General features: G+C 57.9%; 20 protein-coding genes and 1 riboswitch. Of the genes, 15 read left to right on the plus strand and 5 right to left on the minus strand.

The genetic code is table 11. The annotated features are described in order from the left end of the window. Nucleotides 1-904, minus strand: a 904-nt coding sequence (locus F4V54_RS00005; RefSeq protein WP_346265108.1) for a biotin/lipoyl-containing protein, incomplete at its 3' end; no start/stop codon positions are given. 118 nt (nt 905-1,022) lie between these two features. Here F4V54_RS00005 and F4V54_RS00010 point away from each other — a divergent pair. Next, nucleotides 1,023-1,418 (plus strand): hypothetical protein, encoded by a 396-nt coding sequence (locus F4V54_RS00010; protein WP_034662065.1) that lies wholly within the window; start codon nt 1,023-1,025, stop codon nt 1,416-1,418. 12 nt (nt 1,419-1,430) lie between these two features. Here the strand turns inward: F4V54_RS00010 and F4V54_RS00015 are convergent, their stop codons facing one another. Then, a complete protein-coding gene (locus F4V54_RS00015; protein WP_150385836.1) occupies nt 1,431-2,906 on the minus strand; it encodes a leucyl aminopeptidase in 1,476 nt (491 codons plus the stop codon). A gap of 95 nt (nt 2,907-3,001) precedes the next feature. Between F4V54_RS00015 and F4V54_RS00020 the strand changes: the two genes are divergently transcribed. Continuing rightward, nucleotides 3,002-4,111: a branched-chain amino acid aminotransferase gene (locus F4V54_RS00020; protein ID WP_150385837.1), complete on the plus strand. Its 1,110-nt coding sequence runs from the start codon at nt 3,002-3,004 to the stop codon at nt 4,109-4,111. 15 nt (nt 4,112-4,126) lie between these two features. Here the strand turns inward: F4V54_RS00020 and F4V54_RS00025 are convergent, their stop codons facing one another. Together F4V54_RS00025 and F4V54_RS00030 are read right to left on the minus strand one after the other, a co-directional pair. Next, nucleotides 4,127-5,143 carry a nicotinate-nucleotide--dimethylbenzimidazole phosphoribosyltransferase gene (locus F4V54_RS00025; RefSeq protein ID WP_249041174.1) on the minus strand — a complete coding sequence of 339 codons (1,017 nt, stop codon included), beginning with the start codon at nt 5,141-5,143 and terminating at the stop codon, nt 4,127-4,129. Between the two features lie 8 nt (nt 5,144-5,151). Continuing rightward, entirely contained in the window at nt 5,152-5,853 is a 702-nt protein-coding gene (locus tag F4V54_RS00030; protein ID WP_150385838.1) for a DUF3043 domain-containing protein, read from the minus strand. A gap of 171 nt (nt 5,854-6,024) precedes the next feature. On the opposite strand from F4V54_RS00030, the gene F4V54_RS00035 reads away from it, so the two are divergent. After that, nucleotides 6,025-6,369 carry a HesB/IscA family protein gene (locus F4V54_RS00035; protein WP_034661932.1) on the plus strand — a complete coding sequence of 115 codons (345 nt, stop codon included), beginning with the start codon at nt 6,025-6,027 and terminating at the stop codon, nt 6,367-6,369. A 123-nt stretch (nt 6,370-6,492) separates the two neighbouring features. Here F4V54_RS00035 and asnB read toward each other — a convergent pair whose 3' ends face one another. Continuing rightward, nucleotides 6,493-8,415 (minus strand): asparagine synthase (glutamine-hydrolyzing), encoded by a 1,923-nt coding sequence (gene asnB / locus F4V54_RS00040; protein ID WP_150385839.1) that lies wholly within the window; start codon nt 8,413-8,415, stop codon nt 6,493-6,495. Nucleotides 8,416-8,898: 483 nt separating this feature from the next. Between asnB and ctaC the strand changes: the two genes are divergently transcribed. The 12 genes from ctaC (at nt 8,899) to F4V54_RS00105 (ending at nt 20,983) form a co-directional block, all read left to right on the plus strand. Further along, nucleotides 8,899-9,984 (plus strand): aa3-type cytochrome oxidase subunit II, encoded by a 1,086-nt coding sequence (gene ctaC, locus F4V54_RS00045; protein ID WP_102723899.1) that lies wholly within the window; start codon nt 8,899-8,901, stop codon nt 9,982-9,984. A 19-nt stretch (nt 9,985-10,003) separates the two neighbouring features. Continuing rightward, nucleotides 10,004-10,435: an aa3-type cytochrome oxidase subunit IV gene (ctaF, locus tag F4V54_RS00050; protein ID WP_034661924.1), complete on the plus strand. Its 432-nt coding sequence runs from the start codon at nt 10,004-10,006 to the stop codon at nt 10,433-10,435. 424 nt (nt 10,436-10,859) lie between these two features. Beyond that, on the plus strand, nt 10,860-11,480 hold the full coding sequence (ctaE, locus tag F4V54_RS00060) for an aa3-type cytochrome oxidase subunit III (RefSeq protein WP_180969879.1): 621 nt from the start codon (nt 10,860-10,862) through the stop codon (nt 11,478-11,480). A gap of 52 nt (nt 11,481-11,532) precedes the next feature. Beyond that, the gene (gene qcrC / locus F4V54_RS00065) at nt 11,533-12,381 is read left to right on the plus strand and encodes a cytochrome bc1 complex diheme cytochrome c subunit (protein ID WP_034661921.1); all 849 of its coding nucleotides are present in this window, start codon (nt 11,533-11,535) and stop codon (nt 12,379-12,381) included. Beyond that, nucleotides 12,378-13,601 carry a cytochrome bc1 complex Rieske iron-sulfur subunit gene (qcrA, locus tag F4V54_RS00070; protein ID WP_102723898.1) on the plus strand — a complete coding sequence of 408 codons (1,224 nt, stop codon included), beginning with the start codon at nt 12,378-12,380 and terminating at the stop codon, nt 13,599-13,601. Before qcrC ends, qcrA begins: the two co-directional genes overlap by 4 nt. Continuing rightward, nucleotides 13,601-15,220 carry a cytochrome bc1 complex cytochrome b subunit gene (gene qcrB / locus F4V54_RS00075; RefSeq protein WP_034661916.1) on the plus strand — a complete coding sequence of 540 codons (1,620 nt, stop codon included), beginning with the start codon at nt 13,601-13,603 and terminating at the stop codon, nt 15,218-15,220. Before qcrA ends, qcrB begins: the two co-directional genes overlap by 1 nt. Before the next feature lie 359 nt (nt 15,221-15,579). Beyond that, a riboswitch (cyclic di-AMP (ydaO/yuaA leader) is annotated at nt 15,580-15,756 on the plus strand. Nucleotides 15,757-15,764: 8 nt separating this feature from the next. Beyond that, nucleotides 15,765-16,394, plus strand: coding sequence for a C40 family peptidase (locus F4V54_RS00080; protein ID WP_034661913.1), 630 nt, complete (start codon nt 15,765-15,767; stop codon nt 16,392-16,394). 179 nt (nt 16,395-16,573) lie between these two features. Continuing rightward, entirely contained in the window at nt 16,574-17,590 is a 1,017-nt protein-coding gene (locus tag F4V54_RS00085; protein ID WP_150385840.1) for a C40 family peptidase, read from the plus strand. Continuing rightward, nucleotides 17,577-18,731, plus strand: a complete 1,155-nt coding sequence (locus tag F4V54_RS00090; protein ID WP_102723932.1) for a glycosyltransferase family 4 protein — start codon at nt 17,577-17,579, stop codon at nt 18,729-18,731. Before F4V54_RS00085 ends, F4V54_RS00090 begins: the two co-directional genes overlap by 14 nt. A gap of 11 nt (nt 18,732-18,742) precedes the next feature. Beyond that, nucleotides 18,743-19,702 (plus strand): ROK family protein, encoded by a 960-nt coding sequence (locus F4V54_RS00095; protein ID WP_150385841.1) that lies wholly within the window; start codon nt 18,743-18,745, stop codon nt 19,700-19,702. Between the two features lie 7 nt (nt 19,703-19,709). Beyond that, entirely contained in the window at nt 19,710-20,462 is a 753-nt protein-coding gene (locus F4V54_RS00100) for a lysophospholipid acyltransferase family protein (RefSeq protein WP_150385842.1), read from the plus strand. An 8-nt stretch (nt 20,463-20,470) separates the two neighbouring features. Beyond that, nucleotides 20,471-20,983, plus strand: coding sequence for a polyadenylate-specific 3'-exoribonuclease AS (locus tag F4V54_RS00105; RefSeq protein ID WP_102723894.1), 513 nt, complete (start codon nt 20,471-20,473; stop codon nt 20,981-20,983). Nucleotides 20,984-21,001: the final 18 nt, after the last annotated feature.

Raw genomic sequence — 21,001 nt, forward strand, 5'->3', positions numbered from 1 at the left:
CTTCGATGGTGTCGTCCTCCTCGGCGAGGATTTCCACGAGGGTGCCTGCGACCGGGGAGGGGATTTCGGTGTCGACCTTGTCGGTGGAGACTTCGAGCAGTGGTTCGTCGACCTCGACGGTGTCACCGACGGACTTCAGCCAGGTGGTGATGGTGCCTTCGGTGACGGATTCGCCGAGTTCCGGCATCTCCACATCGGTAGCGTCGCCGGAACCAGCCGCAGGCTTCTCTTCCTGCTTGGGTTCCTCTGCCTCGGCAGGCTTTTCGGTCTTGGGCTCGTCTGACTTCGGCTTTTCCTTGGCGGGTGCTGCGTTGGCGTCGCCGATGCGGGCGATGACTGCGCCGACTTCGATGGTGTCGTCCTCCTCGGCGAGGATTTCCACGAGGGTGCCTGCGACCGGGGAGGGGATTTCGGTGTCGACCTTGTCGGTGGAGACTTCGAGCAGTGGTTCGTCGACCTCGACGGTGTCACCAACAGACTTCAGCCAGGTGGTGATGGTGCCTTCGGTGACGGATTCGCCGAGTTCCGGCATCTCCACATCGGTAGCGTCGCCGGAACCAGCCGCAGGCTTCTCTTCTACCTTCGGTGCTTCCTGCTTCGGTGCTTCCTCAGCAGGTTCGTCGGATTTGGCGGAATCGCCGGAGTCATCGGAGGAAGGCTTCTCATCCGCGTCTCCCACGATAGCGATGACGTCACCCACTTCAACGGTGTCATCTTCTTCAGCCTTAATTTCAAGCAGAACACCCGATACAGGGGAGGGAATTTCCGTGTCGACCTTATCGGTGGAGACCTCGAGCAGCGGTTCGTCGACCTCGACGGTGTCACCAACAGACTTCAGCCAGGTGGTGATGGTGCCTTCGGTGACGGATTCGCCCAGTTCGGGCATCTCAACTGAGTGAGCCATTATGTTTAAGTCTCCTCTACAACTTTGCAGACGTTTATCCGCACCTAGCGTACCCGCTTCGCTGTTTTCGCGTTCGACTAGTGAGGGGTTAGGAATCACGTGACATAAGATGTGGTGCGTGTTCAATCTCTTTGGCTCCCGCAAGAAGCCCTCTGCCTTCAAGCCGCCGCGCGGTCCGGGGGAGACCGTGCGCCCGCACGACGCCCAGTACTTGAAGGAATGGGTGGCGGATAAAGGCTTCGTGGAGGGGTTTGTGGAGCCAGAGACGATGGTTAACGAGATGTCTGTTGTTCTCGTCGCTGAAAATGGGGAGTACACGCGCCGCAAAATTGGGGGTCCGAAGGGGATTGATGCGGTGGGCAAGTTGCTGGGTATTCCGCTTTACGACGTCGAGGAGACCGGCTACCCCGACCGCATGCGCAAACGCATTGAACAGGAACGCATCCTGCGTAAACGCGCTGAGCAAAGGGAACGCCGCGCTAAGTTTGAGCGCGGCGAAGACCCCAACCTGTAGTGGTTTAGATAGTTATTTTTCAGCCAGCTGTGTGAGCGTATCCACGATGGTGCGCACCGGAACACCCGTTGCGCGGGACGGTGTGTACCCGTGGGCGCCACCGGTGTTCCAGGCTGGGCTGGCAACGTCGATATGCGCCCACTGGATACCTTCACCCACGAACTTGGCTAGGTATGTTGCGGCGAATTCCATGCCGCCAAAGCGGTCCGCGTTGGTGTTCTTGATGTCAGCGACGGCGGACTTGATCTCCTCATCGTGCTCCTCCAACATCGGCATGGCCCAGCCCGGCTCGTCCAGTTCACGGGCAGTTTCTGCGATAGCATCACGCAGGTCATCCGAACCCATGACACCGAAGGTGCGCTTACCCAGGGCCACCATCTGTGCGCCGGTGAGCGTGGATGTTTCAATGAGATAGTCCGGGTTGTACTCGCTAGCGCGTGCAATGGCATCAGCCAGAACCAAACGGCCCTCCGCATCGGTATTGATCACTTCGCTGGTGATCCCCCCGTAATGGGTAATCACATCGCCGGGGCGCTGGGCGGATCCAGACGGCATGTTCTCCGCCATGGCCATCCACGCATCAATGCGGACCGGAATATTCAGCGCAGCGGCAGCACACGTTGCGGCTAATACAGCAGCAGATCCGCCCATGTCCATGACCATCTGCTCCATGCCGGAAGCCGGCTTCAAGGAAATACCGCCGGTATCAAAAGCGATGCCTTTGCCGACGAGCGCCACAGACGTCGTAGCACTCTCCGGCGCCCAGGTGAGGTGCACCAAGCGCGGTGGGTTCTCAGAGCCCTGGCCTACGGCCGTGATGCCGCCGAAACCCTTCGCCTCCAGTTCTTTCTCGTCGAGGACTTCTACCGTCAGGCCGGATGCCTCACCAACGGTGCGCGCGAGTTCCGCGTAATTGGAGGGGTAGAGCAGATTGGAGGGGGTGTTGACCAAATCACGAGCAAGTGTCACCGCATGGCAGATGCTCACTGCAGCGTCGAACTCAGCGTGGTTATCTTCTTTGCCCACGACGGTGATGAGGGAGGATTCATCCTTCTCCTCGTTCTTCTTCAACCCGTCATAGGCGTATCCGCCGAGCAGGAGGCCTTCCACGACGGGGCGCACACCAAAATCAGCACTAACGACGGCGCGCTCGGTTCCCTTGAGCGCACGTGCAGCAGCACCCATCGCGCGCCGCACAGCAGTGTCGGTGGAATGAGACCCATCATTATCACCCAGTCCCACGGCAATGAACAGGGTGCCGTCCACCACAACCTTGGTTACTTCACCCGCGGAACCTTTCGCACCAAGAGCCTCTAAGGCCTCAAGGAGACCCTCCTTGGTCAGCTGAGAAACCGGCAGTTCTAGACCCTCGCCGGATGACACCGGGATGATGCGTGCGGCGTCCTCGGGAACGTCGATAGCAAACTCGATCTGGGCAAGACGGCCGTGCGAGGGCAGAACGTCAATGAAATGGGGCAAAACAGCCATGGGGTGCTAGATCCTCCTTGTTATAAAGGTCTTTCTTCTTCGCCCCGATACTACTGACGGTGACCGTGTTCACCCGCGGAGTATGCTTCAAAGGCATGACACAGCTGGATTTCACCGTGACGAAGAATGAAAACCCGGCCACCGCTGAAGAGCGCGCCGCTATCCTTGCCAACCCTGCGTTTGGTAGGCAGTTCACCGACCACATGGTCAGCATTGACTGGACCCAAGACAAGGGCTGGCACAACGCACAGGTCCGCCCCTATGAAAACCTTTCTTTTGATCCGGCCAGCATGGTGTTCCACTACGGCCAGGCCATCTTTGAAGGCCTGAAGGCTTACCGCCATGCCGACGGCGCCATTGTGACCTTCCGCCCGGAGCAGAATGCTCAGCGCATGCAGAGGTCTGCAGAGCGCTTGGCCATGCCGGAGCTGCCGGAGGATGTGTTTATTGAATCCCTGCGTCAGCTCGTGGACATCGACCAGGACTGGGTGCCCGCTGCAGGTGGGGAAGCATCGCTGTACCTGCGTCCCTTTATGATCTCCACGCAGGTCGGTCTGGGTGTACACCCGTCGGACAGCTACACCTACATCCTCATCGCTTCGCCCGCCGGTGCTTATTTCTCCGGTGGTGTGAGCCCCGTCAAGGTGTGGATCAGTGAAGATTATGTTCGTGCCGCGCCGGGAGGAACCGGTGCTGCCAAGTTCGCTGGTAATTACGCAGCATCACTGCTTGCTCAGGCGCAGGCGGAAGACAAGGGCTGCGACCAAGTTGTGTGGCTCGATGCGATTGACCGCAAATATATTGAGGAAATGGGCGGCATGAACCTCATGTTCGTCTACGGCTCCGGCGATGACGCCAAGGTGGTCACCCCGGCTCTGTCCGGCTCTCTGCTGCCAGGCATTACTCGTCAGTCGCTACTTCAGGTTGCGAAGGATCTTGGTTACGCCACCGAAGAAGCCCGCATTTCTGTTGAGGACTGGAAAAACGATGTTGCCTCCGGCGCTATGACCGAAACCATGGCGTGCGGTACCGCTGCGGTGGTCACCCCGGTTGGGCACGTTGTGGGCAATAACGTTGACTTCACCATCAACGGCAACGAGGCAGGGGAGATCACCATGAAGATGCGTGAGCGCCTGACGTCTATCCAGCGTGGTGAGTTCGAAGACACCCACGGGTGGCTGCACACCCTCGTTCCTTCTAACTAAATCTAGTCAGCATGGCTAGGCGGTTTGGCTGCGCATCTCATCGCCGACCAACTCAACGGCAGAGATGATCAGCGGCAGAACGGCCGCAGCACCTGCACCTTGGCCGGTGGACATGTTGAGTGTGGCCACCGGTGTGAGGTCCAGTGCTTGCAGACAAATAGTGGTACACGGTTCGGGACTGGCCTGTCCCGCTATAAGCCACTGCTTGGTGCCTGGGGCGACGCGCTCGGCGACGTAGGCGGCGAGGGCGGTATAGGCGCCGCCGATAAGCACGGGCGTACGCCGCACCGCGCACTGCGCAATGAATGCGGTCAGCGCAACGAAATCTGGCGCGGAAATAGCCTGCAGAACGCGGGCAACATCATTGTGGAAACCGCGCGCGCGGAACATCGCATCGCGCACCGCGGACACCTTGACCTTCCACACTTCATCATTGATTCCGCTGCCACGCCCCACCGCGACAACTGGTTCGGTGAATGTGAGCGTGCCCAGAACGGCGGCCGCCACCGTCGTGTTAGCCACGCCGAGGTCACCGGCGACTAACAGGTCAACTCCAGAGTCAATCTCCCGATCCGCCGTGGCGGCACCGAGCTCAGAGGCGGCGAAGAACTCTTCTTGCGTCATGGCATCGGCGACATCAATCTGGCCGGAACCAGCGCGAATGGCAGCGGCATCATGCTTCAGGCTCACATCAACGAGGTGCACGGAAGCGTCTACGCGCTGCGCCAACGTGTTGACGGGGGCCGCACCGGAGCTGATCTCCTGTGCCTGGACGATGGACGCTTCCGGCGTGAATGCCGAAACACCGCGCTCGGCGACACCGTGATCACCCGCGAAAATGATGACACGTGACGTTGTGATTGGGCGTGGAGGAGCCTCACCCTGACACCCAGCCATCCACGCACCGATACTGGCCAAACGCCCAAACGACGCGGCCCGCGGGTTGAGCGTCATCGCCTCCTTCACCTGAGCCTGCGCGGAAAGGTCAGGGGAGGGAACCGGCGGGAAAGTGAAGCCGTCAGTGAAACGCACGGTGGGTCCTAGACGTTGTCGCCGATAGCAACCTGCGGTTTCGGCGTACGCCAGTTACGCGGCTGGGAAGCGCGCGAGAAAGCATACATACCCAAGCCGAAACCAGTCTCTGTGGAATCCGGGAACTTGGCGCGCACCGCCTTGTTTGCGCGCTTGCCAATGAAGATGCCTTCCGCGAACGTGGCCAGGATGAACACCATCGCAGCCACAGACAACACCGCAGCGACATCTGGGAAGAACTGGCCCAACAGCATGATTACCAGGAGGACAAGCGCGCCCGGCATGACAAAGTTGGACAGGAAACGCCTGGAATCAACCCAGTCACGTACATAGCGGCGGACCTCGCCCTTGTCGCGGTCGAGCAAGTAGCGCTCATCGCCAGCATCCATCTTCGCCTGGATGTCCCTATTCTGAGCACGACGCTCAGCGCGTTCCTGCTTCTTGTATTCCTTCCACTCCTCTTTGGGCATGGAAGCTTTCATTTCCTTGCGTTTCTGAGCAGCTTGAGCCCGGCTCATTGCATTCGGATCACGCACGATGCCACGCTTAATCTCCTGCTCATGGCGCTTCGGAGTCGGTCGCCCCTTCGGCGGGGTGTAGCCTTTCGGCAGCTTCTTCTCCGGCTCGCTAGCTGTGGTGGGCTCAGCAGTGGAAGAGTTAGTGCTTGCGGGGGCTTTGGGCGCATCAGATTTTTGCCAGGGGAGTTTCACGCTCTCTAGGCTACAAAATCATTTCACCCGGTTGGGAATATGGGGCAAGGGCAGATGCGTTATGGGGTACAAAGGGGTCTCACCTGGACAAGTTAGGGTGGACTAGCATCCGGGCTGGAAGCCAGCGTAGGCTCGGGACCCAACACGATAAAGGCTAAGGAGAGACGATCCATGACTGCACCGACTTCCGCCACCGGCGTAGAGCTCACTGAGGCTGCAGCAGCAAAGGCAAAGGCGCTGCTTGATCAGGAGGGCCGTGATGACCTGTCTTTGCGCATCGCCGTCCAGCCTGGTGGTTGCGCTGGCTTGCGCTATCAGCTGTACTTCGACGACCGTGACCTGGACGGCGACAAATCCGACGTTGTCGGAGGCGTACGTCTTGTCGTGGACAAGATGAGCGTGCCTTACCTGTCTGGTGCGAAGATTGACTTCGCGGACACGATTGAGCAGCAGGGCTTCACCATTGATAACCCGAACGCCGGCGGTTCCTGCGCCTGCGGTGATTCCTTCAACTAAAACTAAGCAACCGGGGCTGTCCTTGTGATTGGGGCAGCCCCGGTTTTTGTCTGTTCGGGGTGGCTCGGGGCCGCGGTACGGACAACCTGTCGCGTCGCCGCTTAGCGCCGAAGCCGGGCGGACTTAAAGGTCCACAGGGTAATCCTTCTGTTCAATACCTGGGTCGATGCGGTGTTCCACGAAGATACCGTGCCAGACCATGAAGGCGAGGACGGTCCACAGGCGGCGTGAGTGGTCGGAGACTCCATCGCGGTGCTCCTTGAGCATCTCCAGCACCGCAGGTTTGTTGAAGATCTCCTCGGTCTGGGACTCGTTGATGGTCTGCTGCGCCCAGCCGTACAGTTCATCGCCGGCTAGCCAGTGGCGCATAGGCACCGGGAAGCCGAGCTTCTTGCGGTGGAGGACGTGTGGCGGAACGATCTGCTCCATGGCCTTGCGCAATGCGTACTTCGTTGTGCCGTGGGCGATCTTCAGATCTGCCGGGATGGTCTCTGCAACGGCAAAGACTTCCTTATCCAGGAAGGGCACGCGCAGCTCAAGGGAGTGCGCCATGTTGATCTTGTCGGCCTTCACCAGAATGTCGCCGCGCATCCAGGTGAACAGGTCTAGGTGCTGCATACGTGCAACTGGGTCCATATTCTTGGATTCCGCATAGATCGGGGCGGTGACCTCACGGTGATCCCATTCCGGCTTCGCCCACGGCAGAACACGCTTCAGCTGCTGGTAATTAAAGGAGCGCGCATTGCCGTAGTAGCGGGTCTCCATCGGGGTTGTGCCACGCTCGAGCAGGGACTTACCCTTCATTCCCTCCGGGAGAACCTGGCTCAACTTGTTCAGCCCCTTTAAAAGAGGGGAGGGGAGCTTCTCAAACGGTGCGAGGGAAAGTGGCTCCTTGTAAATGGTGTAGCCACCGAAAAGTTCGTCCGCACCCTCGCCGGATAGCACTACTTTCACGTGCTTACGGGCCTCCTGCGCCACGAAGTACAGCGGCACCAACGAGGGATCAGCCACTGGGTCATCGAGGTACCACATGATTTTTGGGATCGCGTCGGCATACTCTTCAGGCGAAACAATCTTCACGATGTGCTCTACACCAATCGCCTCAGCGGACTCCGCAGCCACGTCGACCTCGGAGTAGCCCTCACGCTCAAAGCCAGTGGTGAAGGTTAAAAGATTCGGGTTATGGCGCTTGGCCAGCGTTGCAATTGCCGTTGAATCAATGCCGCCAGACAAGAAGGAGCCCACAGTGACATCAGCGCGCATGTGCTTTTCGACGGAATCCTCCAACACCGCCGCAATCCTGTCAAACAGCTTCTGTTCCTCCCCGGACTTCACCGAAATGACGTTGAACTTCGGTGCGAAGTAGCGCTTTGCCTCGACATTGCCACCGGGCTTGAGGGTGACAGTGCAGCCGGACTCGACGCGTCGAATAGCAGAGTGCAGGCTTTCAGGCTCTGGGACGTACTGGAGATCGACGTAATGCTCGATGGCACGGTAGTCCAAGTCGAGGTTCAGTCCGAGTTCTGGGGCCATTTCCAAGATGGCCTTCTTCTCGGAGGAGAAGACGGTGCCGGCTTCCGTAGTGGCGTAGTAGAGAGGTTTAATGCCGAACTGGTCACGCGCGGCGAACATGACCTTGTCCTGCGTATCCCAGATCACAATGGCGAACATGCCACGCAGGTGATTGACTACATCCGCACCCCAGTGGTGGTAGCCCACCACGATTGTTTCGGAGTCGCCCTCAGTATTGAATGTGTAGCCGAAGCCAGACAGCTCCTCGCGTAGCTCCACATAGTTGTAGATCTCACCGTTGAAGGTCAGCGCGTAGCGCTCGGGATTATCGGACGGACCCCAGCGCAGTGGCTGGTGGGAATGCTCAAGATCAATGATGGCCAGGCGGTTAAAGCCAAAAACTGCATCATCGTCATTCCACGTCCCTGCTGCGTCCGGGCCTCGGTGGCGGAAACAGGGGAGGGCCCGCTGTGCAGCATCGACAAAGCGAGGCGCATCGGAATTGCTGGTCAGCATGGCGAGTAGACCGCACATGGGTGGGTGCTCCTTAACTCACGAAAGTGATGGGAAATAGGTGGATAGCTCTCCCAACAATAGAAGCCGGATAGTCACACATGGGAATCACCGTGCGCGTGGCAGGTGAATGGGGAAGAACGCACCACCTTTAGCCCGTCCCCGATAGGGGTGCAACTTCCGGATGATGTTGTTTTGGGTATGTGTGATTGCGGTTACGTAATGGTCCCTAAAGTGTGTCATCTGTCCATGTCGGGCGTGTACGTGTGCCGGAAAGTGTGATTTGGAGAGGCCGGCGGGGGCAACCCATGTGCGACGCAGGTTAAACATGGGCGAGTGATCAACTATTCTGACGGGGTACGAATATTCTGTCTTGCTACGCGCAGCTCCTATTGCGGGGAATTGCATGCAGCATGGGCGATATTCACAGCTTTAATTAGCTGGCATACAGCGTTCAAAAGCGTTTAACAGCGTTCATCAGTGTGGACAGGAAGGCAGACACACGTGGAAACGGTAAAAAACCGCGGTCTAGCTAAGAAGTTCGGCGTCGCCGGCCTTCTGGCTTTGGCTGGCATTGCTCTTACCGGCTGTGAGGTTGCACCGCCGAGTTCCATGTCGAAGTTGCTCGACATGGGCTTCCCGGACCCGGTGACCCCTGAGGCTCACAGCATGTACAACTTCTGGGTATGGGTCTGGCTCGCAGCTTGGATCATCGGCATCATCATGTGGGCGATCTTCATCTACGCGATCTTTGCCTGGAATGGCAAGCGTCGTGAGAAGAAGGGGTATGGCGAGTTCCCGAAGCAGCTGCAGTACAACGTGCCGCTCGAGCTTGGACTCACCATCGTCCCGATCATCATCGTCATGGTGCTGTTCTTCTATACCGTTCAGGCACAGACCAAGGTCGTTGCCCTGGATAAGAACCCTGAGGTGACGGTTGACGTCACCGCATACCAGTGGAACTGGAAGTTCGGCTACGCACAGGTTGGTTCCTCGCTGTCGCCGACGGGCTCTGACTACGACGGACAGGACGTAGAGCGTCAGAAGCTCGCGGACGAGTCCAAGTTCGACGATGAGTCGATCCCCAACGCAAACCCGATCCACGGCCACTCCATGAGTGACCAGTCGTTCCTGCGTTACAACCTGATTGAGACGGTTGGTACTACTGAGGAGATTCCGGTTCTGGTTCTGCCGACCGAGACTCCGGTTGAGTTCCGCCTCGCTTCCGGCGACGTCTCCCACTCATTCTGGGTTCCGGAGTTCCTGTTCAAGCGCGATGCTTACGTGCATCCGGAAATCAACCAGCAGCAGCGTAGCTTCCAGATTGAGCAGATTGAGAAGCCGGGCGCATATGTCGGTCGCTGTGCTGAGATGTGCGGTACCTACCACGCAATGATGAATTTTGAGATCCGGGCGGTTACGCCGGACCAGTTCCGCGAGTACATGCGCTTCCGTAACGAGAACCCGGAGGCCTCCAATGCTGACGCCCTCGAGGCAATCGGCGAAGCTCCGTACGCAACGTCCACCCGTCCGTTCAACTCTGACCGCACCGGCACCCGCGATGGCAACAACGCCGTGCAGAACGTCTAAGAGAGGCTAGGGAAAAGAAATGGGAACTGGAGCAAAGATCTTCTACGCGCTCGGCACCTTCTTTGTCATCATGGCTGTCATCTACGCAGTGGCAACCAGCTACATCGGTGACGATGCTTATCTCTCGGGTTATGAGTGGGCGGGCGGTGTCGCACTGATCCTCGCCACTGCACTCGCCTTCATGCTTGGTGGCTACCTGCACTTCACCGAGCGTCGCATCGATATCCTCCCGGAGGACTGGGAGGAAGCTGAGGTTGAGGACGGTGCAGGTGTCCTTGGCTTCTTCTCTCCGGGTTCTATCTGGCCAGCTGCTATGACTGGTGGCGTTGGTCTCATGGCCCTGGGTATCGCTTTCTGGCAGCTGTGGCTTCTGGCTCTCGGTGCCGTTGTGCTCATCTGGGCAACGACGATGCTGAATCTTCAGTACGGCATCCCCCGCGAAAAGCACTAGGACTGAACGCGAACGCTGACCCCCGCACCCCATGTGGTGTGGGGGTTTCTGTATTTTGCAGGCTTGCGCCCAACCAAAGATGGAGGGAAAAGGGGTCAACCGAAAGTTCGCATAATTCACAGTTTCCGCAGGCGAAAAATATGAATCCCGTCACACTTGGGAACTACTTTCGTTTTTGAGGAACTGTGTTTCTGGGAGACTCCGAAACGCCAAAAAGGTCTCTGGGGATGTGAGTCAATTTTTGGCGCACGATGACCTGCGTGGATGGCTTTAAAAAACTCATGCCAGCAACTTCTTGATCAAAAGTTGGACGATGGCACGCTCGATGTGGAAAGAAAATTCCGTTGTTTTCGGCGGTGTTCACATGAAAAACTCGGGGGTGAACAAGGTGACTTTAGGCTTCGAAAGGGAGATACTGGTACCCGTGACGACTGCAACAACTAACCCAGGTATGGCGACTTCACCTGATCGTCTTCCTGCGCTGAACCGTCCGAACATGGTCAGCGTGGGAACGATCGTGTTCCTCGCCCAAGAATTGATGTTCTTCGCCGGACTCTTCGCGATGTACTTCACCTCGCGTGCGAACGGCATGGAAACTGGCGATTGGGCTAACCAGACTGCCCATCTGAACGTGGTCTTCGGACTCATCATCACGATCGTGCTGGTGACTTCCTCCGTGACCTCTCAGATGGGTGTGTTCGCCGCTGAGAAGGGCGATGTCTTTGGACTTCGCAAGTGGTTCACCGTAACCATTCTTCTTGGTGTGGTGTTCCTGGGGCTCGTCGCTTTTGAGTGGACCGAGATGGTTCTGCACGGTGTGACGCCGCAATCGAGCGTGTATGGCTCCGTGTTCTACATCATCACCGGCTTCCACATGGCTCACGTGACTGCCGGCATCATCGCTTTCATCGTGGTGATGCTCCGCGTGGCTAAGTCGAAGTTCACCCCGGCGCAGGCAACTGCGGCCATGGTGACCTCCTACTACTGGCACTTCGTCGACGTTATTTGGATCGGCGTGTTCGTTACTCTCTACCTCGTTCAGTAATAGCACCTTGTGTGTGATTGAACTGAACACCGATTTTCGCTAAGGGATCAACATGGATAACACCCCCAAGAAGGCGCGGAACCGCCGCAAGTTGCGCCGGTCCGCTGCTGGCGCCATGGCGCTGACCTTCGGTCTCACGGGTGCCGGCCTTCTGGCCGCAGCCCTGACTCCGGATGCTCAGGTTGCCACCGCACAGCGCGACGACCAGGCGATGATCCAAGAGGGCAAGGATCTTTACGATTACGCCTGCATTACCTGCCACGGTGCAAACCTGCAGGGTGTCAAGGATCGCGGACCGTCGCTTATCGGCACTGGTGAAGGCGCTGTTTACTTCCAGGTCAACTCCGGCCGTATGCCGATGAAGTCCAACGACGCACAGGCTGAGCGTAAGAAGCCGCGTTTCACTGAGGCGCAGACCCTCGCTATCGCCGCGTATGTTGCAGCAAACGGCGGTGGCCCGGAGCTCGTGTACAACGAGGACGGTTCCATTGCTATGGAGGAACTCCGCGGCAAGAACTACGACGGCACGATTCAGGCAGCTGACGTTGCCCGTGGTTCTGAGCTCTTCCGTCTGAACTGTGCCTCCTGCCACAACTTCACCGGTCGTGGTGGAGCACTGTCTTCTGGCAAGTACGCGCCGGTTCTGGATCCTGCTAATGAGCAGGAGATTTACCAGGCTATGCTGACTGGCCCGCAGAATATGCCCAAGTTCTCCGACCGCCAGCTGACGGCTGATGAGAAGCGCGACATCATCGCCTTCATCAAGTCCGCTAAGGAAACCCCGAGCCCGTCCGGCTGGGCACTTGGTGGCATCGGCCCGGTTGCTGAAGGCCTGGCAATGTGGATTATCGGTGTCACCCTCGTTGGCGCCGCTGCTATGTGGATTGGATCGCGCTCATGAGCAATGAAGTGAAGAAGAACTACACCAAGGCTGAGCTCGATAAGATGAGCAATGCCGAGCTGGCTGCCCTGGGCACCGAGCTCGATGACGTGACGGTTGCGTACCGCAAGGAGCGCTGGCCGATTGAGAATGATCCGGCTGAAAAGCGTGCTGCTGCTGGCATCATGACGTGGCTGATCATCTCCATTGTGATGGGTATCGCCTTTTTGGGTGTCTACCTGTTCTGGCCGTGGGAAGCTAAATTCCATGGCGATGAAGGACTGCTGCTCTTCTCGCTCTACACCCCGCTGCTGGGTCTGACCGCTGGACTGTCCCTTGCTGGACTTGGCTTCGCCATCATCCAGTACGTAAAGAAGTTCATCCCGGAAGAAGTCGCAGTTCAGCGCCGCCACGATGGTCGCTCTTCCGAGTTGGACCGTCGCACGACGACTGCCCTGCTTAATGACGCATGGCAGACTTCTACCCTGGGCCGCCGCAAGGTTATGAAGGGTCTGCTTGGTGGTGCTGGTTTGATGGCTGGTTTGGCCATCATCGCTCCGATGGGTGGTCTCATCAAGAATCCTTGGCGCGTTCGTCACGAAATGAACTACCTCGGCGATGGCACTCTGTGGACCCAGGGCTGGTCCATGGCCCGTAATGGTGCGAAGTTGTACCTCGGTCGTGATACCGGCGCTATTGCTGAGCTGCATGAGACCGGCAAGGGTGACCACTACAGCACTGCAGGCGTTTCTCGCCTGGTGCGTATGCGCCCGGAGGACTTGGACGCTGCTTCGATGGAGACGGTTTTCCCGCTCCTCGAGGAAGACGTCAACGATGGCGACAAATACGACGCCGAGCGCGATGTCTACGAGCAGCACATGCACTCGCTGCACGGTCCGCGTAATGCTGTCATGTTGATCCGTCTGCGTTCCGCCGATGCCGAGAAGGCTATTGAGCGCGAAGGACAGGAGGACTTCCACTACGGTGACTACTACGCGTACTCGAAGATTTGTACCCACATCGGTTGCCCGACGTCTCTCTATGAGGCGCAGACCAACCGCATTCTTTGCCCCTGCCACCAGTCGCAGTTCGACGCGTTGCAGCACGGCAAACCGGTGTTCGGTCCAGCAGCACGCGCTCTGCCGCAGCTGCCGATCGACATCGACGAAGAAGGTTACCTCATCGCCCGCGGGGACTTCATTGAGCCCGTTGGCCCGGCATTCTGGGAGCGTAAGTCCTAATGAGCACCAAACTCGCAAAAGCCGCGGACAACGCTGATTCGCGGTTCACAATCGCGGGCGTTCTCCGCCCACAGCTGAACAAGGTCTTCCCGACCCACTGGTCATTCATGCTTGGTGAGATGGCGCTGTACAGCTTCATCATCTTGCTGTTGACCGGTGTCTACCTGGCCTTGTTCTTCGACCCTTCCATTACGAAGGTCATCTACGAAGGTGGCTATCTGCCACTGAATGGCGTCGAAATGTCTCGCGCCTACGCAACTGCCCTGGATATCTCCTTCGAGGTGCGCGGTGGTCTGTTCATTCGCCAGATGCACCACTGGGCTGCACTGATGTTCATGATGGCGATGTTTGCCCACATGATGCGCATCTTCTTCACGGGTGCATTCCGTCGCCCACGTGAGGCTAACTGGATTATTGGTTCCACCCTGATCCTGTTGGGTATGGCAGAAGGCTTCATGGGCTACTCCCTGCCCGACGACCTGCTGTCCGGTGTTGGCCTCCGCATTATGTCCGCCATCATCGTGGGTCTGCCGATCATCGGTACCTGGTTGCACTGGGCAATGTTCGGTGGCGACTTCCCGTCCGACCTCATGCTGGATCGTTTCTACATCCTGCACGTGCTGATTCTGCCGGGCATCATCCTGGCTCTCATTGCGGCTCACCTGCTGCTTGTCTGGTTCCAGAAGCACACCCAGTTCCCGGGTCCTGGTCGTACCGAGAATAACGTCGTGGGCATCCGCATTATGCCGGTGTTCGCTGTTAAGGCAATCGGCTTTGGCATGGTCGTCTTCGCGGTGTTGGCCCTGATGGCTGGTGTCACAACGATTAACGCCATCTGGAACATTGGCCCCTACAACCCGTCCCAGGTCTCCGCTGGCTCCCAGCCGGATATCTACATGCTCTGGACTGATGGTGCTGCGCGTGTCATGCCAGCGTGGGAGCTCTACCTCGGTAACTACACCATTCCTGGTGTGTTCTGGGTGGCTCTGCTCGCAGGCGCCATGGTTGTCGCCCTGATTGCCTACCCCTTCATTGAGAAGAAGGTCACCGGCGATGATGAGCACCATAACCTGCTGCAGCGTCCGCGCGACGTTCCGGTTCGTACCGGTATCGGCGTTATGGGCCTGGTCTTCTTCCTGCTGCTCACGTTGTCTGGTGGTAACGACCTCTTCGCGTACCATTTCCAGATCTCGCTGAACGCCATGACCTGGATTGGCCGTATTGGTCTGTTGGTTTTGCCACCGTTGGCATACTTCATCACCTACCGCATTTGCATCGGTCTCCAGCGTTCCGACCGTGAAGTCCTGGAGCACGGTATTGCAACCGGTGTGATCCAGACCTTGCCTAACGGTGCATTCGTGGCAGTCCACCAGCCGATTGGTCCGGTGGATGGGCACGGGAACCAGATTCCTCTGGAGTACGGCGGTGCACGCGTGCCCAAGCAGCTCAACGAGCTTGGCTACGCAGATTCCGAGACGTCCGGTGTGTTCAAGGCCGATGACCCGGCGATTACAGCTCGTCGCAACGAGATTGCCCGCAAGAACCACTATGAAGAGGTTGAGACACTGCGTGCACTCGAGGCAGAGAAATCTGCCACTGACCGTGACGCTGGTAAGTAGAACAGTTAAGTAGTTCTGTCTCGTCAAGGCCCCTTTCCCTTCAGCGGGAAAGGGGCTTCTCGTATGTAACAGAACGATAAACTTTAGCATGTGATTAGAATCACACTACGGATTTTGTTTGAGGAAAAATGCCTCAACTAAGTGTTGAGAGTTTTTGAAATATATTGCGTAATTGCTGGTAGAGGGTTGTGTTGCGCAATGAAATCCTGAAGCCGCTATCTCTGGTGTGGTTGTGTGATTGCGAGGAAATTTAAATAACGGGAAAATAACGGGCGCGCCGCTAGACATTCTTCATGTCCATTTCGTAACCTAGTTGAGACCTTGCAGCCACAAGGCGGCAAGCGAAACCTAGACATCGTAAATACATACAGCCGAGTTCCTTATGTTTGATCACATGACATGAGGAAGCCGGGGAACCGAGAACTTCCCTGGGGTGAACGGGAGGCAAGGGGCACCAGAATGGCGCCGGAGTTTCCTGCGGTGACCTCTAGCACCGAACCCGTCAGCTAACCCGGTAGGCGACTGGAAGATATGGAGTTACATAGTGGCTAAGCATCGCCGCCAGACCACGTCCGCGTCCAAGCGTGGTCTTACTGCTGCATCCGCTGTTATTGCCGGCGCCACCCTCGTGAACCCGGCTAACGCTGACGCTGCAGAGGTTCGTGTACCGAACACCAACCTCTCTGCTGACGTCCCGGGCATTGAAAATGTGCCAGGTATTGAAAACGTGCCGGGTATCGATCAGTGGGTTCCCTCCCTCGCTGGAAAGGCTGCCCCGGGCGTGAACTTCAACGCTGCTGCGAAGGGTGCCGTTCCGGCACCGGTGCAGCCGCAGGGCCAGCGCATCGTCGATATCGCTAAGTCCAAGATTGGTTCCCCATACGTGTATGGCGCTGCCGGCCCGCAGGCTTTTGACTGCTCTGGCTTCACCTCTTGGGTTTATGCGCAGGCTGGCAAGTCCATCCCACGTACCTCTGGTGCGCAGGCCTCCGCCGGTCAGCGTGTGGCTATTAATGCTCTGCAGCCGGGCGACATCGTCGTCTACTACGGTGGCGCTTCTCACGTTGGCATCTACGCTGGCAACGGTCAGATCATCGATGCACTGAACTCTGGCACCCCGGTTGGCTACCGTCCGCTGGACTACATGCCGATTCACTCGGCTGTGCGTTTCTAAGCAAGAGAGTATGTCAACCCGGCTTCGGCCGGGTTTTCTCAATTGTCACACCTGTAACACGCTGCGAGTTTGGTGTGAAACACTGCTTGACCGAGCAGAATTAGCGCTATAAATTTATTTAAGGTTTGAGAACTTCAGGCTCTTTGGTCTGTCCGAGAAAGAGGTCGCTTTAAGTGGGCATGTGTCACGCTTCCTTCCGTTTCCGTCCGATGGTTGTGGCGGGTCTCATTGCCGGCTTTTCGGCGGTGCACTTGTCGGTGCCCGCACAGGCTGATGAGATTGAGCAGATAATTAATGAGCTCAGCTCTATCTCCGAGGAGGCTACGGCTAAGTCGGAGGAAGTGAAGAAGATTGAGGAAGAGATCTCCAAGGGGGAGGAGGAGGTTTCTTCTCTGCGCCGAGAGGCAGAGGATGCACGCCGTGACGCTGAGGATGCTAAGACGGCGCGTTCCGGTGCGCAGGGTGAAGTCGACGGCACCGCAAGAACCCAGTATCGCAACCTGTCCAATGATGCGCATTTGAACGCACTTCAGTCGGCTAACCCGCAAGAGGCGATTGACCGTTCTTCCTATCTTGGTTCGCTTTCGCGTTCAGCGCAGCGCACGTTGGAGGAGTCTCAGCGCCTGAATGAGATTGCTGCATCCCGCGCAACGGATGCCGATATTGCTGTGGCAGTTGCTGATTTCCGTCAGAGCGAGCTCGAGGGCAAGCGTGACAAGCTTGAGCGTGAGCGGGAGGACTTGGACAATAAGGTCAAGGAGATTGAATCCAAGGTTGATGGATTCACTCCGGAGGAGCGCGCGCGTTGGGAATCGAAGAATGGCCCAGTTGCGGTTAATGTGCCCGAGTCAGCTCATGCTTCGGGCGTGGTGTCAGCGGCGTTGTCAAAGGTGGGCTCGCCTTATGGCTGGGGTGCAGCTGGTCCGGATCAGTTCGATTGCTCAGGTTTGATGGTGTGGTCGTACGCGCAGAACGGCAAGTCGATTCCGCGTACCTCCCAGGCCCAGCTTGCGGGTGGAACGCGTGTGTCTATGTCTGAGCTCCAGCCAGGGGACATCATCGGTTACTACCCGGGGATCACGCACGTAGGCATGTACATTGGCAATGGCCAGGTGGTTCATGCGTCGGATTACGGTATTCCGGTTCAGGTTGTCCCCTTGAATTCAATGCCGGTGCAGGGTGCTGTCCGCTACTAGCCGGGTTCTGCTGGTTACGAATGATTACCCGCCGACAGTTGGCGGGATTCAGTCGTATTTGGAGCGGTTCGTCGCGGAGATTGTCGCGCGACGGGGGAGCGATTCCATCGTCGTGTTCGCGTCGACGCAAGATACGAAGGCTGCACAGCTTTTCGACGCTGCCCGGGATCACACCATTCACCGCTGGCCTCGTAAAATCATGCTTCCTACGTTGGCGACGGCGCGGGAGATGAAGCGGATTATCCGTGAACACCAGATTGACACTGTGTGGTTTGGTGCTGCGGCACCACTAGCGCTCCTAGCGCAGGCGGCGCGCAAGGCTGGTGCTATGCGGATTGTGTCTACCACCCACGGGCATGAGGTGGGGTGGTCCATGTTGCCTGTTGCTCGGCGAATACTGCGACGTATTGGAAACACGACGGACACGCTTACGTATGTATCCGAATACACCCGCAGGAGGTTTGCCTCCGCGTTTGGTGCACACCCGGACTATGTCGCTTTGCCCTCCGGAGTGGACACGGAGTTTTTCCGGCCAGCAACAGCTGAGGAAAAGAAGAGCACGCGTAGTGAGTTCGGCTATGGGGATGAACCACTCGTCGTCGTGGCTTCCCGCCTCGTTGCGCGTAAAGGCCAAGATCAACTCATCCGAGGGTGGAGCACTGTGCAGGCGCGGTTCCCCGAAGCACGCCTTGCCGTCATTGGGGAGGGGCCCTACCGGAAGAAACTTGAGCAGCTCGCAGACCCGTTGGGGGATGCAGTGACGTTCCTTGGGCGTCTGCCACGCATAAGCATGCGTGATCTTGTTGCAGCGGCGGACATCATGGCTATGCCGGCGCGCACCCGCGGCGGTGGGTTGGACGTGGAAGGGTTGGGCATTGTCTACTTGGAAGCGCAAGCGTGTGGTGTCCCAGTCATTGCTGGCACCTCTGGTGGAGCGCCGGAAACGGTCACGCCGGAGACCGGCATTGTTGTCGATGGAACACGAACTCAAGCGGTTGCGGAAGCGGTGGTGGAGTTGTTGGGGGACGGGGAACGTCGACAAGCAATGGGCCTCAGCGGACGTGAACATGTCGGCGGAGTTTTCTCCTGGCAAGCGTTGGGTGACAGGCTCGAAAGCGTACTCTTCGAGGGGCGGGGCTAGAATAATGCCCTATGTCTGAGGCAAAGCTGACCATCGGGTTCGATATCGGGGGCACAAACACCCGTGCCGGTGTCGTCGATGAGGGCGGCCGCATCCTTGCTGTTGAATCCACGGCAACCCCGCACACCTCTGAAGATCTCCGCAGTGCAATCGTGGGGATGGTGGATCGCCTGCGCCAGCGATACCCTTCCGGTGCGATTGGTTCTGTGGGTCTCGCCGTCGCCGGATTCCTCGACCCAGAGTGCGAAGTGGTTCGCTTTGCCCCGCATCTTCCTTGGCAGGACAACGCGCCTGTAAGGAAGATTCTGCAAGATGAACTACGGCTTCCCGTGCGATTGGAGCATGACGCGAATTCAGCGGCCTGGGGGGAGTATCGCTTTGGGGCGGCACAAGATGCGAAGACGTGGGTGTTATTCGCCATTGGCACAGGAATCGGCGCGACTCTCATGCACAACGGGGAGATCTACCGCGGTGCATTCGGCACAGCTCCAGAGTTTGGTCACCTAACTGTCGTTCCGGGCGGACGTGCGTGCTCGTGCGGTAAACAAGGCTGCTTGGAGCGCTACGCATCGGGTACAGCGCTGGTAGACACCGCTGTGTCGATTGCCACCAATGGAGGATTTGAATCCTGTGGCCTGTACCGGAAGGCCGTGGACAAGCGTGCGACGGGCAACGATGTTGTGGCTGCAGCGCGCACGGGCGACGCATTGGGATTAGCTACCATGAATCACTTTGCCCAGTGGCTCGGGCAGGGCCTTTCCCTGGTGTGCGATGTTTTGGATCCAGAGCTCATCGTTCTAGGCGGGGGAGTGAGCCGCGATGCGGATTTATTCCTAGACACAGCGCAGAAAACGATGGCACGTTCAGTGGTAGGTGCAGGCTTTCGGCCATTGCCGGCACTTCAAACGGCCGATTTGGGCTCGCAGGCAGGTATGATCGGCGTTGCTGACTTGGCCCGACACCAGATGTAGAGGAAATATGAACAACAAGTGGTACAAGTTCTTTAAGTACATCCTGATTGGGCCGTGGCTGCGTTTGTGGAACCGCCCCGAAACCCAGGGGCTGGACAATATCCCTCCGGAGGGCACGCCGGCGCTCATGGTGTCTAACCACCAAGCTGTGATGGATTCTTTCTATTTCCCGCTCGTGTGCCCGCGTCAACTGGTTCACCCGGCGAAGAAGGAGTACTTCACATCCCCGGGTTTCTCTGGTGCTGTACAAAAGTTTTTTATGACGGCTGTAGGGCAAGTCCCCATTGACCGTGAATCGAAGGACGCGGGTTCGGCGTTGTTGAAAGTGACGCAAGAGGTCTTCGACAACGGTGACCTGTTCTGCATCTATCCAGAGGGCACGCGCTCGCCGGACGGGCGGATCTACAAGGGGAAGACCGGCATGGCTCGTGTTGCCATGGCATCCGGGATGCCGTGTATTCCGGTAGCCATGATTGGTACCCGCGACGCGAACCCGATTGGCTCCTGGATCCCCCGCCCGACCAAGGTGCGTGTGAAAATTGGTGAGCCGGTGGACCCCCACCAATGGGCGCGCGATAACGGCTTTGAACCACATGATCCGGCAGTGTGGCGTCCGTTCACGGACTTCTTCATGGAGCAACTGGTCGAGCTGTCGGGTTACCCCTATGTGGATGCGTATGCAGCTGATGTGAAGAAGTCTCTCGAGGCAGGAAAGGGCTACCCGAAAGGCACTGAGCCTACGGGGGACCAGCTGAGCTAAGGCTTCTTGTGCGGTACTTCTACGACACAGAATTCATCGAGGATGGCGCCACCATCACTCTTGTATCCATCGGCATCGTTGCGGAGGATGGACGAGAGTACTACGCGGTGTCAACCGATTTTGATGGTGCGCGCGCAAATCGTTGGGTGCGGGAAAATGTACTAGCTAAGCTGCCTAATCTGGATAGCCCAGTGTGGAAACCACAGCGTCAGATCCGGGATGAGGTGTTCGAATTTCTCACTTTCGGTGGGCACCGTCCGGAACTGTGGGCATGGGTGGGCGCCTATGACCACGTTGTGTTTGCACAGCTCTGGGGGGACATGACCAAGCTTCCCAAGGATTTGCCACGCTACACCCGGGAGCTGAAACAGTACTGGGATATGGCGGGCCGTCCGTCCTTGCCACGAACACCTAGAGATAACCATGATGCGCTCGTAGATGCGCGCCACAATCTTCACAAGTTCCGAGCATGCCAGCGTGCACTTCCCCTCGATCGGCGAGGGTTTGTATTAAATAGATAGGCATACCGTCTGCGACGT

The sequence above is a fragment of the Corynebacterium tuscaniense genome (assembly GCF_008693065.1).
In the GTDB taxonomy this organism is placed as follows: domain Bacteria; phylum Actinomycetota; class Actinomycetes; order Mycobacteriales; family Mycobacteriaceae; genus Corynebacterium; species Corynebacterium tuscaniense.

Bases quoted from the DNA above. Each gene is read 5' to 3' on its own strand.
- F4V54_RS00015 (WP_150385836.1), bottom strand. From the start codon at position 2,906: ATGGCTGTTTTGCCCCATTTCATTGACGTTCTGCCCTCGCACGGCCGT.
- F4V54_RS00020 (WP_150385837.1), top strand. From the start codon at position 3,002: ATGACACAGCTGGATTTCACCGTGACGAAGAATGAAAACCCGGCCACC.
- F4V54_RS00035 (WP_034661932.1), top strand. From the start codon at position 6,025: ATGACTGCACCGACTTCCGCCACCGGCGTAGAGCTCACTGAGGCTGCA.
- asnB (WP_150385839.1), bottom strand. From the start codon at position 8,415: ATGTGCGGTCTACTCGCCATGCTGACCAGCAATTCCGATGCGCCTCGC.
- ctaF (WP_034661924.1), top strand. From the start codon at position 10,004: ATGGGAACTGGAGCAAAGATCTTCTACGCGCTCGGCACCTTCTTTGTC.
- qcrC (WP_034661921.1), top strand. From the start codon at position 11,533: ATGGATAACACCCCCAAGAAGGCGCGGAACCGCCGCAAGTTGCGCCGG.
- qcrA (WP_102723898.1), top strand. From the start codon at position 12,378: ATGAGCAATGAAGTGAAGAAGAACTACACCAAGGCTGAGCTCGATAAG.
- qcrB (WP_034661916.1), top strand. From the start codon at position 13,601: ATGAGCACCAAACTCGCAAAAGCCGCGGACAACGCTGATTCGCGGTTC.
- F4V54_RS00085 (WP_150385840.1), top strand. From the start codon at position 16,574: ATGTGTCACGCTTCCTTCCGTTTCCGTCCGATGGTTGTGGCGGGTCTC.
- F4V54_RS00095 (WP_150385841.1), top strand. From the start codon at position 18,743: ATGTCTGAGGCAAAGCTGACCATCGGGTTCGATATCGGGGGCACAAAC.
- F4V54_RS00100 (WP_150385842.1), top strand. From the start codon at position 19,710: ATGAACAACAAGTGGTACAAGTTCTTTAAGTACATCCTGATTGGGCCG.